Genomic DNA, 12,587 nt, shown 5'->3' on the forward strand with positions numbered 1-12,587 from the left:
CATGGACCAGCTCGCTGACAGCCTCGAAGCGGCCGCCGAAGCACTTACCACAATGGACCGCCATCTTGCCGCGCACGCCGTGCCGCCCGGATCGTTCGGCGCCGACGACATCGGCCTTCCCGGCCGTATCGGCAGCCGGCTGCACCACCACTGGCACGCCGTTCTCGTCGCCCGCTCCCGGGAAGCTGCCGACACCGCGCGGCACCTGCTCGACCTTGCCGCCGACATCCGCACCACGACAACGGCGTACAGCGACACTGACGGTGACGTGGCCCGCCGCATCCGACGGGGGATCTGATGGACCGGCTCGCGCAGCTTCTCGACACGGCCGGCCCCCTTCTCGGCCGCGTCGACATCCTCCTCGGGGCCGGTGGTGCCCCGCCCACCCACGAGGTGTGGACGCAGCTTCGACGCGTACGCCTCCTGCCGGGCGACGCTGCCCGCGCAGTCGCCGCTCTGCGCCCGGTCGACCTGAGCGACGCCGGCCCCGAGTTGCGGTTCTCCGCCCGCTCCTGCGCGACCTTGGCCGCTTCGCTGTCCCCGCCTAAGGAGTGGTCGGGGACAGCGGCCGACGCCTACGACCAGGCCCGCGTGCGGACAGCCATGCATATCAGCGGCGGAGGAGCCAGTGTGGATGATCGACTCCGTGCAACCGCCGACCTGGCCGACGCGCTCGCCCACTGGATGCGTCGCACCCGCGACGACCTGGCCGCCGCCCTGGCCGAGGTCATCGCCTCTGCCGAAGCGCTCACCCTGCTCGCCGAAGGGTCCGACATCCCGGCACGCGGCGACCTCGCTGCCGCTGCCGACCTCGCCGAGCGAGTTCTCCGCACTGTGGCCGACGCCTACGATCGGGCCGCCGACCTCCTGCACGAAACCCGCCCGCTCGCTGAGGCGCTCGAGCCCGCCCGCTGACGATCAGTCGTTGGAGCGTGACCGTCCTCGCGTGCCGAGAATCATGGCGGCCGCACCGGCAATCAGCAGCGCGACGCCACTGAGCGCAATAACGTCCACCCGTGGTCCGGTGATGGGCAGCCCCGCCCCGGCACCCCCGACCGCGCCAGACACCCCACCGTCGACCGACTCCGGCGCCACAGCAGCCGCTTCCAGCATGCCCATGTCGAAGGCAAGCGCTGCGCGGTCGCCGTACCCGGGCTTGTGCGCAACTGCCACGGAGAGCGCTGCCGCTCGCGCCGCGATGGCCCGTCCCTGAGTGGCTTGCCGCACATCGCCGAGCGCGATACGGATCGTGGTCCCCGACTTCGCCGCCGGTGCACCTTCCGGCTGGGGCTGCGCAACCTCGGGCACGCCAGGCACCTCCGGCAGCGGCAGCGAACCGCCGGCGCCGAGCACATCGCCGACGATCGGCAGCTTGCCGATCAGCCCGCCGAGCCCATTTGCGCCGCCTGCCGCATCCGCACCGGCCGGGCCACTCGCCGGCTCGCCGCTCGACCCGCTACCGTCCGGCCGGTTGTCGTCCGGCCCGTCGCCCTTGGCCCCGCTGCTGCCGACTCCGCTGTTCGGCCCGCCAGCGTCCGCCGCCCCGTCGTTGCTTCCACCGCTCTTCGCGCCGCCAGCATTCGATGTGTCACCCGCAACCTCGCCGTTGTTCGTCTCGCCAGTAGCCAGCCCGCCTGTTGCTGCGGCGCCATCGCCCGCAGCGGTGGTCCCGCTGGCCCCCGTGGCCGCGTCACCTTCCGCTGCGGTTGCGCCGCCCTCCGCATCGCCAGAGTGCTTCCTGGAGCTTGCCCGATCAGCGCCGCCTAGGGTGATTTCCAGGTGGTCTCCGGCGGTGCTCAGCCGCTCGGTCTTGAACCCACTCCCGGACACCTCCACCACCGCAGGCTGGTAGGCGACCTCACCACCATCCTTGATGGACATTCGCGCCACCAATGCCGGCGGCTTGACAATCCGCACGCGGACGGCACCATCAAGCAGTTCGAGGTCGCCGCCGCGCAACCCGGCCGCGGCCACGGTGGTCGCTGCGGCACCGCGCCCCGCCACCTTCGTGGTGCTTACGCTCTCGACCGTTTCGGGTACGCGCGCAAGCTCCCCGTCGAGAATCTCGCCACCCTTGAGTCGGGCTGCCGCGTGGGTGACCTCGCCCTCGGCGGCGCCGCAGGCCATTCCGGCGGTCCACTGGGCGTGCGTGGTGAGCTTTCCAGTCCCAAGGTTCACCGGTCCGACGTCGGCTGCTTCGGTGCGGCGGTGGGTCGCCTTTGCGTTGGTGGGTGGGGCCTGCTGGTGCAGCGGTTCGGTCAGCCCTGCCGGCGTACCCTCGGCTTTGGCGTCGATCATCCGCGCGACAGCCGCGGAACTGACCTGGGCCTGCGCGACCATCGCGGACTTGGCTTCGCCGATGTGGATCTCTTGGTCGGAGGTCTGTGCTCCGGTGCTGAGGTGGGTGAGCCGCAGGATCTGACTTCCCGACTGCGCCGAGTATCGCTGCGCCTGTTCGCATGGTGCGGGTGCCGCGTCTGCGGGCAGTGGTGCCAGGAACAGCCCGGCGACGCCGGCGACCCCGCCCGCCATCAGCCCCCGTCGACGCCGCGAACTCATCGCACTGCGCGACTGTGCTCCCGGCAATTCGCCGCCCGCTGGGAACTGTCCGCGCCCGAGGGCTGACTGGTTTGTCGGAACGGCATCCTTATTGGACAGAATCGTCTCGGGGAAGTTGGCGCCACGTGCCCTCTTGCCGATGCCGCCCTCGCTTGCCATGCCTGCCGCCGCGCTCGTCAAGTTTGCGGTGGAGCCGGCCAAGCTGGCGGCGGCTGAGCCGATGGGGCGTGCTGCTGGGTTCGCCCGCTCTGCGGCGGGGTGGGCTGGGTTGGCGGCTACTGGGTTCGCCCGCTCTGTGGCGGGGCGGGCGGCAGCTGGGTTCGCCCGCTCTGTGGCGGGGCTGGCGGCAGCTGAGTTCGCCCGCTCTGCGGCGGGGCTGGCGGCAGCTAAGTTCGCCCGCTCTGCGGCAGCGTGGGCTGGGCTGGTGGCGGTGCGCTTGGCGGCGGCCAGGAGGCCGAGCCGCCATCCTCGACTGAACGTGACGATTGCCGGCATTTCGGTCGCCCGAGATCGGGTCAGGCGGGTGGGCCGGGCGGTCCCTGCAAGATCATCCGTTGCGGGTGCAGCACGCGTCATGGAAAGTCCTCCCCCAAGGAACGCCGCGGCGAGCGGCGCTTACGGGACTGCCCAACGAGGTTCGATGCGGGGGGTTGCGCGGATCTATGTACTTCTGCGCCATTTCGCACGCCCGGTCCGTCGCCGTAGGGTGGGTGCATGGGCATGCTGTGCGCGGTCAGCTTCAACCGGTACGGCCGCCTCTACTACCTCGATCCCGGCGAGTTTTCGCCACGGGTGGGCGACCGCGTGCTCGTCCCGACCGATGACGGCCCCGAGGTGGCGGAGTGCGTCTGGGCGGCGCAATGGGTCAGCGAGGACACCGGCGGTTTCCCCAAGGTCGCCGGTCTCGCCGACGACAAGGATCTGCGCCGCGACGAGCTCTTGCGAAAACGAAAGGCGGAGGCGAAGGTAGCGGCCAAGAAACTGATCAAAGCGCACGAGCTGCCGATGAAGGTGGTAGCGGTGGACCACGTGCTCGATCAGGCGGGCGCGGGCGGCTCCCGCACGACGATCTATTTCACGGCCCCGCACCGCGTCGACTTCCGTTCTTTGGTACGCGACCTCGGCGCCACTCTGCACTGCCGCGTCGAACTGCGCCAGCTCTCCGCCCGCGACTCGGCCCGCGTCCAGGGCGGCATCGGCTCCTGTGGTCGCGACCTGTGCTGTGCGACGTTTCTGACCGACTTCGAACCGGTCACCATCCGGATGGCTAAAGACCAGGACCTGCCGCTCAACCCGCTCCGCATCTCCGGCGCCTGCGGCCGGCTCATGTGCTGCCTGAAATACGAACATCCGCTGTATCAAACGTTCCAGTCCTCAGCCCCGGCGGTCGGCTCCCGGGTAACCACCCCGGAGGGCGACGGCCGGGTGGTCGCCCACAGCGTGCCGAAGGACGCGGTCGTGGTTCGCCTCGATGCGGACGGCTCCCGCTGCTCTTGCAGCCGCGCTTCGGTGTGCGGCCCCCGCCAAGCCCACGACGAGCAGTACGGCTAGCGCGTCAACCAGCCGCTTCCGGGCCGCACAACACGATGGGCGCCTCGATCGGGGTGACGCTCAAGGGCGCGGCAGGCAGTAGCCAGGACGAGTCTGGTGCGCCTGCCGGGTTCGGCGTCCACTTGCGGCAGATCTTGTCGATGCCCAGCGGATAAATGGTCAGGGTGCCGTCCGTGGCGATGTGCAGGCGAAGGAAACTCTTAGCGTCCTCGATCCCCTGGCCCGCGAACAGCTCGTTCACGTTCACGTCGAACCGGCTGGCGATCAGCAGGTACAGCGCGAGGAGCTGAGTGGCTAGGAACGCGATGATGGGGCCGTACGCAATGGCGGCGATGACCAGCGGGCCCGGCCAGGACCAATCGTGGAACGGCAAGCGCAACCACAGCCAGGTCCCCGCGGCCGCCAGGCCGACCTGGGCGAAACCGTGGGCGAGTCCGAGGAGCCAATGCCGGGCATGCTTGTCCTGACTGGCGTCCGGGGGTTGGGCGAACAACACCGTGCCGGCCAGGATCACCACCATCATGAAAATCAGCGGAATGCTGAACAGTCGTTGGAAAATGCCCTCCTGGCCGGCGGCGCCCGCCATGGCGAGCATGGTGAGGGTATGGATGATGCCGAGCATGGTCGCGAAGCCCGGATTGCGCGCGGGAATCTTCCGAAAGGCACCCCAGCTCATTCGGCGCGAGTCCGCCACTTGCGGGTAACGCGCGACGAGCTCGTATTGTCGGCTGCGGCTCGCACTGCGGGTCAAGGTTTCCTTCGGTGGCACGGTCAGTGCTTCCGGCAATTGATGCGTCCCGAGCAGGTAGGCGCCGCCGCCACCACAGGTGATCAGCTCACGATCCTCCCCGCTGTACCGGGCGTAATGGTGCAGGTCGCCGGACAGCAACACCCGAACCTGCGCACCGCTCGGCGCCAGGATCGTCCGGATGAAGTAGTCGACGCTGTCGTACGCGCCGGGCCTGTCGGCGGCCTTCACCCAGGTCGGCGACGGCGTCATCAGAATGATCCGGTCGTCGGGCCGCAGCCCGGCCGCGGCCCGCTCGAAATACACCAGTTGGGGATCGTCGATATATGCCTCGAACTGCTCGTCGATCGCAAACAGCCACCACCGCGCCGGCAATTCGACCGCGAAGTAGGAACGACGCTGCTGGGTGCGCCAACCGCCGATGTGCCCGTCCTTGCGGCGGGCGAAAAGTCGCAGGAATGCGGTGAGACCGTCATACCAGTCGTGGTTTCCGGGCAGGGCGAACAGCGTGGGCGGCGGCCCGGTTGCCGGGGCCTCAGGCAGCGCGGCCCGGTAGGGGCCCTTCATGCGGTTCTCGTAACCGTCGCCGTTGGCGAGCGGATAGACCTGATCGCCACCCATCAGCAACACCTGGCCGCGCGGCAGCATCCGGCCGTCGACCTCCAAACCCGGCTGCGCCATTAGGTACGCGACGGAGTAGGTCGCGTCGAAGCCGTCGCCGAGATCGGACACGTAGTCCAGCCACAGCTCGCCGCCGGTGCCGGGCTGCTCGAACGACTCGCCGGGCAGGGAGTTCTGCAGCTCGCGCTTGTCGAGATAGGCACCGAAGAGGATCGCCAGCAGCGTCCGCAGTCCGGTGTTGAGCAGCAGCAACGGCGCCAGCCAGCCCACCGGCCGCTGCGGGGTGAACCCGAGCTGTTGCGGATCCATGCTGACTGGCCGGCGCGCAGTGGACGGCTCGGCCTCGGCGGAGAAGGACCGGGGGCGCGGGGCGGGCTGTTCGTCGGTCACGAACGCAGATTAGACCGGTGGTATGACAATGATCGTCCGATTCCGGTGCGTCCGGGGCTCCGGTGGACGGTGGGGGCACGGCATGCCGTAGACTCAGGGACCGTTGCCGCCTTAGCTCACTCGGCTAGAGCGACGCACTCGTAATGCGTAGTCGCCCCAGAGTAACGCAGTCGGCTCGTTCTTCCTGGTCAAGGTCCGTTTGCGCCTGCTTGCGCTGCCCCCTGCCGCCCCTACTGCTTCCCTTTAGGTGCCGGTGCAATTTCCGCAGCCCTCAGCGATACGCTTCGTAGCGTTGCTTGTCAATGTGATCGCCACGTGGACGTGGCCGCGGTTCGTTAACACGTCTGGGTGGCCGAGGATTTCTTAGACCACCTCAATCGGCACTCCCGAACATTACATTGGGCCATGCTGTCAAATTGGCGACGCGCATTCCTCTTGACAATTATCAGAGGCATCTTTGATACACCCAGCTCCTCCCCCACTCGTCGCTTGCATTTCGATAGATTCGAAACCAGGGCATGAGCCGTGAGCGATTACGTAGGGTAGCGCTGTTGACACTCATTCATTCATGTGATTGTGTGTTCTTCAACGGGGCACTTAAGCGGGGATCTGGCATTGGGCGTCTATGCGTATAGCATGATGTCGCCATGCCGGCACTTTGCCATGTTCGACGCTTGCCCCCCATCTCGTCTATAGCAGGGAGACTGGGGAGTTGAAGTACCGTACCTTTAGCGTTCGCGCTGCAATCACATTGTTGGGCGCAACGGCAATTCTCTCAACCGGGCAGGCAGCAGCTTCGGCGAAGGACTGGCGGATTGACGCTCAGGCCGAGATTGACGCGTACACAGACGCGCACCCGACGGATTACGTGGGCCGAGACCGGCTCCTGGTGAAGTACGGCCTGCCCCCGATGCAGGTCAGAATTGACGGTATCGGTCGTGACCTGACCGCGGCCGAAGCTCAGAAAGAAATGAATGCCCGTAAGGCTGCTGAATCCAAGGCGCCTGCGGCAATCTCCATCAGAGCAGTTCCGACCGACGCGTTCTCTGTCTCGGTGACGATCAACTATGACCTTTATCTGAACCGCGTCGTTGTTGGCTCGTGGAACTTCCGGGACAACTTTGTCAACGGCAGCAACCCCGACGATGTAGCCACCGTCCAGGCAAACCTAGGAAGCTGCTTCCGCACTGGCTCGATGGTACGGAAAGCCGCCGACTACACCGGTAAGGATTACACCGGCAACACCTACGTTGATGACGGAGGCGTTAATGGGAGCCCGATCTTCGGTGTTCGTGACCGGGTAAGCGGTTTCAAGATGTTGACGGACAACGGCTACTTCCGGGTTACGTACAACAAGACCAACGCGAGCGGTTGCGGTTCCGCGAAGATGGGTGCACAGTTCCAGTACGAGCATAATCAGGACGGGGGAAGCGGGTTCAGCGCGAGCGCAGGATGGGGATTCTTCAGCGTTAGCTACGGGGGTGCGGCCAACAACAAGCTCAGGAAGTCGACCGACCCACTCTGGTTGTAACTCGATATAATCAAAGGCGCGGGTCCGTCGAAAGTCGACGGACCCGCGCCTACCTATACGCTGATGGTAGGATTCCGCTATGTCTAATGCAAAGACACGCACGGGTTTACTTTTCTTGTTCATCGCCGCCGCCATCGCGATATTCACCATGCCTCTTCATCGAATCTGGGCTGTCACGATGCTGTTTGCACTGATCACGGCGGTAGGTTGTACCTGCCTTGCTGCTGGACTGTCGGAAAGGCAGCAGCAAGCGACATCCATTACTGATGTAGCGCAGGATCAGTCAGACGCGAGAAACGCGTAACACCAAAGTCACCGCCGGAGCAGAGAGTCAGCGTTTGACTGCTTCGACGACATCGATTACTTCCAAACAGGCCCGATCCTTATCCTACCGACTGCATGGTGCATGGTGCATGAGGGAGGGTGGGGACCGAACCCCTTGGCGCGGTGCAAGAGGATCGGAGGTGTTAGTGCTTTCCGTCCGCCCACGGTTGCAGACCTCACTAACTGCTCCTAACACGATCTCTGACCGGTCCATTTGATCAGTCGGCGCCAGCAGATAAGGATGCAGGCGAGGCTGACGAAGCTGTCGTGGACGTCGATGCGCCGTTCCCAGCGAACGGCGAGGCGGCGGAACTGGTGCAGCAAGGGGAAGGTCTGCTCACGAAGTAGCGCAGCTTGTCCAAGACCTTGATCCCCGGGGTTTTGGTTTCGGGATGATCGGCTCGGTGCCGCGGGCGCGGCATGCCTGGCGGAATGCTGCGCTGCTGTACGCCTTGTCGGCCAGCAGCGTGGCGAAGCGGCGTCGTGGCTGGCGATTGGTGGGTAGCCGTCGAGCAGGTCGAAGGCGCGGCTGATGTCGGGCACGTTCGCGCCGGAGGTGAGTACGTAGATCGGGTGCCGTTTGCCATCGCAGATCAGGTGGTGCTGGAGCCGGGCTCGCCGCGGTTAACCGGCGACGGACCTGTCCCGGCACCTCGTTTTCGCGTCGATGTAGCTGCCGTTCATCGCCGCACGGGACCAGTGGATCCGGTTCGCCGCGTTCCACCGGCGAGGGGGCCCGGATGGACTTAGTCGAACACCCCCGCCCTCGCTCCAGCGCTGCAAACGTCGCCATCAGGTCATCCCGGGGCCGAAGCCGAGTTCCTACGGTAGATCTTCCCAGCCGATCCCGGTATGCAAGTACAAACAAGACCCTTGCAGACGCATGCGGTCCGGAACGGGGCGCGGCCCGGGAACCTTGGTTGGACAGGGCGGCAGCAGCGGCTCGATCAACTGCCACAGGCCGTCGTCGACGATCCATGCCTTGCTCATGCCTGACGTAACGAGACTGATCTTCACCTCAAGGCGCTGATCAACGTCGATTCAGTAGATCGCGTTGGGGGCACCTGCAGAACAAAGACTTGGCGTGCGGGCGTTGCGGCCTGCCAGATAGGGCACACAGATCACGTGGTATTGCTCGATGCGGGTGCGACGGTGGCCAGGGCCCCGGGGGAGCACCGTGTGCCAGCTGCACGGCGTGGTCGTTGTCGGGGGCGAAGTCTTGGACCACTTGGCGGGCCGCGTCATCCCGGCCCGTTGAGCTGCCGAGGAAAACTCTGCTGAGATCGACGCATACATCTCGATCGCGGCCGCGTACTTCGCCTCGCTCCACCGCCCGGTCGGCCGCATTTAGCGTCGCGAACGGCGGCTCGAGCTGCGGATAAGGGTCGTCCGCCTCGACCGTGACCGGTTTGGCAGCCTCCTGAGCCTTAGGCATCTCGGGGGTGGCGTCCATGTTCGTCATAGTGCCTGAATCCCTGCGACAGCCTCCTGCGGATGCCAGAGTCGGCGACTGCACCGAAGCGGACTTCCCGGCGCCAGGTGCGCATCTCCCTACATTGAAGGCGGACCTGGCGGAATACCGGAACCGTGCGCCGGAACGCTGATCAACATCGATTCAGGAGATCGCGTTAGGGGCAACTAGGAGTGTCTCGGAAGCGTTTCCTAGACGCCGTATCTCGTAGGCGCTGACCCTGAGCCAGTAATCGTCAGGTGTTGAGCAGCAGCAACGGCGCCAGCCAGCCCACCGGCCGCTGCGGGGTGAACCCGAGCTGTTGCGGATCCATGCTGACCGGCCGGCGCGCAGTGGACGGCTCGGCCTCGGCGGAGAAGGACCGGGGGCGCGGGGCGGGCTGTTCGTCGGTCACGAACGCAGATTAGACCGGTGGTATGACAATGATCGTCCGATTCCGGCGCGTCCGGGGCTCCGGTGGACGGTGGGGGCGCGGCATGCCGTAGACTCAGTGACCGTTGCCGCCTTAGCTCAGTCGGCTAGAGCGACGCACTCGTAATGCGTAGGTCGACGGTTCGATTCCGTCAGGCGGCTCAGAGTAAAGCCCAGGTCAAGCGACCTGGGCTTTTATCTTGTCCAGCTCAAGACCAGCTCAGGGTTGCGGTCGTGGTGCGGCCTGGTTGAAGTTCCGGTAGGGATCCCCTCAAGTGCCATCGGGCCACGCCGATGGTGCGCCTCGTCCGGTTCGGCGGCATCCGCCGTCGTGGGTCGTGAGGGACGGAGCTGGTTGGCATGCGTACGGTGAAAGCCATTCGGCGTGGTGGCGCACTCGCACTGGCTGCCTGCACTGTTGCTCTGGCGGCAGTGGCACCAGCTGGTCCGGCGCAGGCTGACGTCACGAAGTCGACGTCCGGCGGCTGGCTGTGGCAGGGCACGACGCGTACGGTCGGCAACGTCCGCGACGACGTCAACTTCCCGGGCCTGCCCTCGAACGTCAAGCCGACCGGCAAGGGCGTCGGCATCGCGCTGATCGACACGGGTGTCGCGCCGGTGCCGGGTCTGCGGACGGGCAACGTGGTCAATGGTCCTGACCTGTCGTTCGACAGCCAGAACCCGGCGACCCGGTATGTCGACGGCATGGGGCACGGCACCCACCTGGCCGGTCTCATCTCGGCCCGCACCGCGGGGTTCACCGGCCTGGCCGCCGACGCGAAGCTCACCTCGATCAAGGTCGGCGCCGCGAACGGCGCGGTTGACGTCTCGCAGGTGATCGCCGCGATCGACTGGGCGACTGCGCACCGCAACGACGACCCCAAGAATCCGATCAAGGTCATGGTGCTCGCGTACGGCACCGACGGCACGCAGTCGTCCATCATCGACCCGTTGTCCGCCGCGGTGGAGAACGCCTGGCGCGCCGGCATCACGGTGGTCGTGGCCGGCGGGAACGGCGGGATCAAGGCCAAGCTGCTGAACCCGGCGACGGACCCGTTCGTCATCGCCGTCGGTGCCCTGGACGACAACGCCACCGCCAACTGGTCGGACGACAAGCTGGCCGAGTTCAGCAGCGGTGGCAGCAGCTCCCGCTACCCCGATGTCATCTCGTCCGGCCGGTCGTTGGTGTCGCTCCGGGCTCCCGGTTCGGCCATCGACAAGCTGTACCCCGAAGCCCGGATCGGCACCGACTACTTCGTCGGCAGCGGCAGCTCGCAGGCGGCGGCGGTGACCGGCGCAGTGGTGGCCGACCTGCTTCAGCTGTTCCCCAAGCTCACGCCGAACCAGATCAAGGCTGTCATCCGGGACAGTTCGGAGACCATCACCGCGTCGAACCGGGTGCAGTACCGGGTTCTCGACATCGCCCGGGCCTGGCGCGCGTACTCGTGGTCGCCGGAGCGTTTCAACGTGTGGAGCACCGCGCAGCGGTTCATTCCGTCGACCGGCTTGGGAACGCTCGAGGGCTCGCGGGGCAGCGCGCACGTGACCGACGGCAAGGTCGTGCTCAAGGGCGAGAACGACATCTTCGGCGCTTTCAGCACGAAGAAGTGGGCGGTCGCCAGCGCACTGCAGAAGTCGTGGTCGGGTGGGTCCTGGATGGGCAACGACTGGACTTCGACGGGCTACGGTTCCGGGCCGTCGGGTATGTCGTCCTGGACGGGCCGGTCGTGGTCGGGTCGCTCGTGGTCCGGTCGGTCCTGGTCGGGCAACTCCTGGAATTCGGTGAGCTGGCAGGGAAGCTCCTGGTCGTGATCGTTGAAGCTAGGTCTGGAAATGGCAGCGGCCCCGGGCGGCATCTCTGCCGGCCGGGGCCGCTTGCTTGGTGCTGCGTTGAATCAGTACCGGTCGACTGTGGGGATCCGCGGGTCGCGGCCGTCGTATTCACCGGCCGAGATCTTCCAGGCCCGGATGTACGAGCCGTCGTCGAACGCCGCCTCGAGGCTGTCGTTGATGAAGTTGCGGAAGTCCTTGTCGCCCTTCTTCACGCCGATGCCGTACGGCTCTTCGGTGAAGGCGGTGCCTGCGAGGGCGTACTTGTCGTTGCTGGCGGCGACGAAGCCGGTGAGGATGACGTTGTCGGTGGTGACAGCGTCGACCTTGCCGCTCTTCAGGGAGTTCACGCAGCTCTGGTATTCGTCGAAGAGCACCAGCTGCTTCGCGGTGTCCTGCAGGTACTTCTCGATGTTGGTCGCCGGCGTCGAGTTCTTGACGGAGCAGACCTTCTTGGTGCCGTCTTTGAAGGCGTCCGGCCCGGTGATGTCGGTGTTGTCGGCCTTCACCATCAGCGTCTGGCCGGCGATGTAGTACGGCCCGGCGAAGTCGACGCGTTGCTTACGCTTGTCGTTGATGGTGTAGGTCGCGACCACGATGTCGACGCGGTTCTGTTCGAGCACTTCTTCCCGGATGGTCGACGGGGTTTCGATGAACTCGATCCCGTCTTCGGGTACGCCGAGGCGTTCCGCGATGATCTTCGCGATCTCGACGTCGAAGCCTTCCGGCTTGCCGTTGGGCTGGACGAGGCCGAATCCGGGCTGGTCGAACTTGGTGCCGACGCGCAGACGCCCCGACTCCTTGAGCTTGAGCATGGTGGAGCCGGCCGCGAAGTTGGTTTCTCCATCGACTGATCCGGCGTCGTCCCCGCTGCCGCCGCAGGCGGCCGCGGCCAAGGTCAGGGCCAGGGCCCCTACCACTGCGATGGATCGGGTGCTGCGCATCTTCATGCTCCTCGTGCTGCTCGATCGGCGATCCGATGAAATTGGTCATCTAAGTCGGTTTCGTCGAGAGAACTGTAGAGATCAAGTGTCGATGCGTCCACGGCCGAACGGATGGTTGATCCCTGGCCCGCCGCCTCGGAGCCGGAGTGTGAGCCGGGTCCCAACCCTCACTTATCCGGCTAACCGGCCGATAATCGGTCGGAGGTA

At 66.1% G+C, this 12,587-nt stretch carries 10 protein-coding genes and 2 tRNA genes; 7 read left to right on the forward strand and 5 right to left on the reverse strand.

Annotated features, from left to right (window positions below):
• Window position 1 precedes the first annotated feature (1 nt).
• The gene (locus ACIA1L_RS17745; protein WP_396073792.1) at window positions 2-298 is read left to right on the forward strand and encodes a hypothetical protein; all 297 of its coding nucleotides are present in this window, start codon (window positions 2-4) and stop codon (window positions 296-298) included.
• Complete coding sequence (locus ACIA1L_RS17750) at window positions 298-915, forward strand: hypothetical protein (protein ID WP_396073794.1); 618 nt, start codon at window positions 298-300, stop codon at window positions 913-915. The genes ACIA1L_RS17745 and ACIA1L_RS17750 overlap by 1 nt, the downstream gene beginning before the upstream one ends.
• A 3-nt stretch (window positions 916-918) precedes the next feature.
• On the opposite strand, the gene ACIA1L_RS17755 is transcribed toward ACIA1L_RS17750, so the two are convergent.
• Window positions 919-2,559, reverse strand: coding sequence for a hypothetical protein (locus tag ACIA1L_RS17755; RefSeq protein ID WP_396073795.1), 1,641 nt, complete (start codon window positions 2,557-2,559; stop codon window positions 919-921).
• Window positions 2,560-3,273: 714 nt separating this feature from the next.
• On the opposite strand from ACIA1L_RS17755, the gene ACIA1L_RS17760 reads away from it, so the two are divergent.
• Window positions 3,274-4,110 (forward strand): stage 0 sporulation family protein, encoded by an 837-nt coding sequence (locus ACIA1L_RS17760; RefSeq protein WP_396073797.1) that lies wholly within the window; start codon window positions 3,274-3,276, stop codon window positions 4,108-4,110.
• Window positions 4,111-4,114: 4 nt separating this feature from the next.
• On the opposite strand, the gene ACIA1L_RS17765 is transcribed toward ACIA1L_RS17760, so the two are convergent.
• Window positions 4,115-5,869, reverse strand: a complete 1,755-nt coding sequence (locus ACIA1L_RS17765; RefSeq protein ID WP_396073798.1) for a metallophosphoesterase family protein — start codon at window positions 5,867-5,869, stop codon at window positions 4,115-4,117.
• Between the two features lie 105 nt (window positions 5,870-5,974).
• Between ACIA1L_RS17765 and ACIA1L_RS17770 the strand changes: the two genes are divergently transcribed.
• Together ACIA1L_RS17770 and ACIA1L_RS17775 are read left to right on the forward strand one after the other, a co-directional pair.
• Window positions 5,975-6,045: transfer RNA gene (locus ACIA1L_RS17770), tRNA-Thr, on the forward strand.
• A 536-nt stretch (window positions 6,046-6,581) separates the two neighbouring features.
• On the forward strand, window positions 6,582-7,400 hold the full coding sequence (locus ACIA1L_RS17775; protein ID WP_396073800.1) for a hypothetical protein: 819 nt from the start codon (window positions 6,582-6,584) through the stop codon (window positions 7,398-7,400).
• Window positions 7,401-8,546: 1,146 nt separating this feature from the next.
• Here ACIA1L_RS17775 and ACIA1L_RS17780 read toward each other — a convergent pair.
• On the reverse strand, window positions 8,547-8,714 hold the full coding sequence (locus tag ACIA1L_RS17780; protein WP_396073802.1) for a transposase: 168 nt from the start codon (window positions 8,712-8,714) through the stop codon (window positions 8,547-8,549).
• A gap of 716 nt (window positions 8,715-9,430) precedes the next feature.
• The gene (locus ACIA1L_RS17785) at window positions 9,431-9,589 is read right to left on the reverse strand and encodes a hypothetical protein (protein WP_396073803.1); all 159 of its coding nucleotides are present in this window, start codon (window positions 9,587-9,589) and stop codon (window positions 9,431-9,433) included.
• A gap of 105 nt (window positions 9,590-9,694) precedes the next feature.
• Here ACIA1L_RS17785 and ACIA1L_RS17790 point away from each other — a divergent pair.
• Window positions 9,695-9,768 (forward strand) — tRNA-Thr (locus ACIA1L_RS17790).
• A 198-nt stretch (window positions 9,769-9,966) separates the two neighbouring features.
• Window positions 9,967-11,418: a S8 family serine peptidase gene (locus ACIA1L_RS17795; RefSeq protein WP_396073804.1), complete on the forward strand. Its 1,452-nt coding sequence runs from the start codon at window positions 9,967-9,969 to the stop codon at window positions 11,416-11,418.
• 83 nt (window positions 11,419-11,501) lie between these two features.
• On the opposite strand, the gene ACIA1L_RS17800 is transcribed toward ACIA1L_RS17795, so the two are convergent.
• The gene (locus tag ACIA1L_RS17800; RefSeq protein WP_396073805.1) at window positions 11,502-12,380 is read right to left on the reverse strand and encodes a glutamate ABC transporter substrate-binding protein; all 879 of its coding nucleotides are present in this window, start codon (window positions 12,378-12,380) and stop codon (window positions 11,502-11,504) included.
• Between the last annotated feature and the right edge of the window lie 207 nt (window positions 12,381-12,587).

It is taken from the genome of Actinoplanes sp. NPDC051859 (assembly GCF_044452725.1).
Taxonomy (GTDB): domain Bacteria; phylum Actinomycetota; class Actinomycetes; order Mycobacteriales; family Micromonosporaceae; genus Actinoplanes.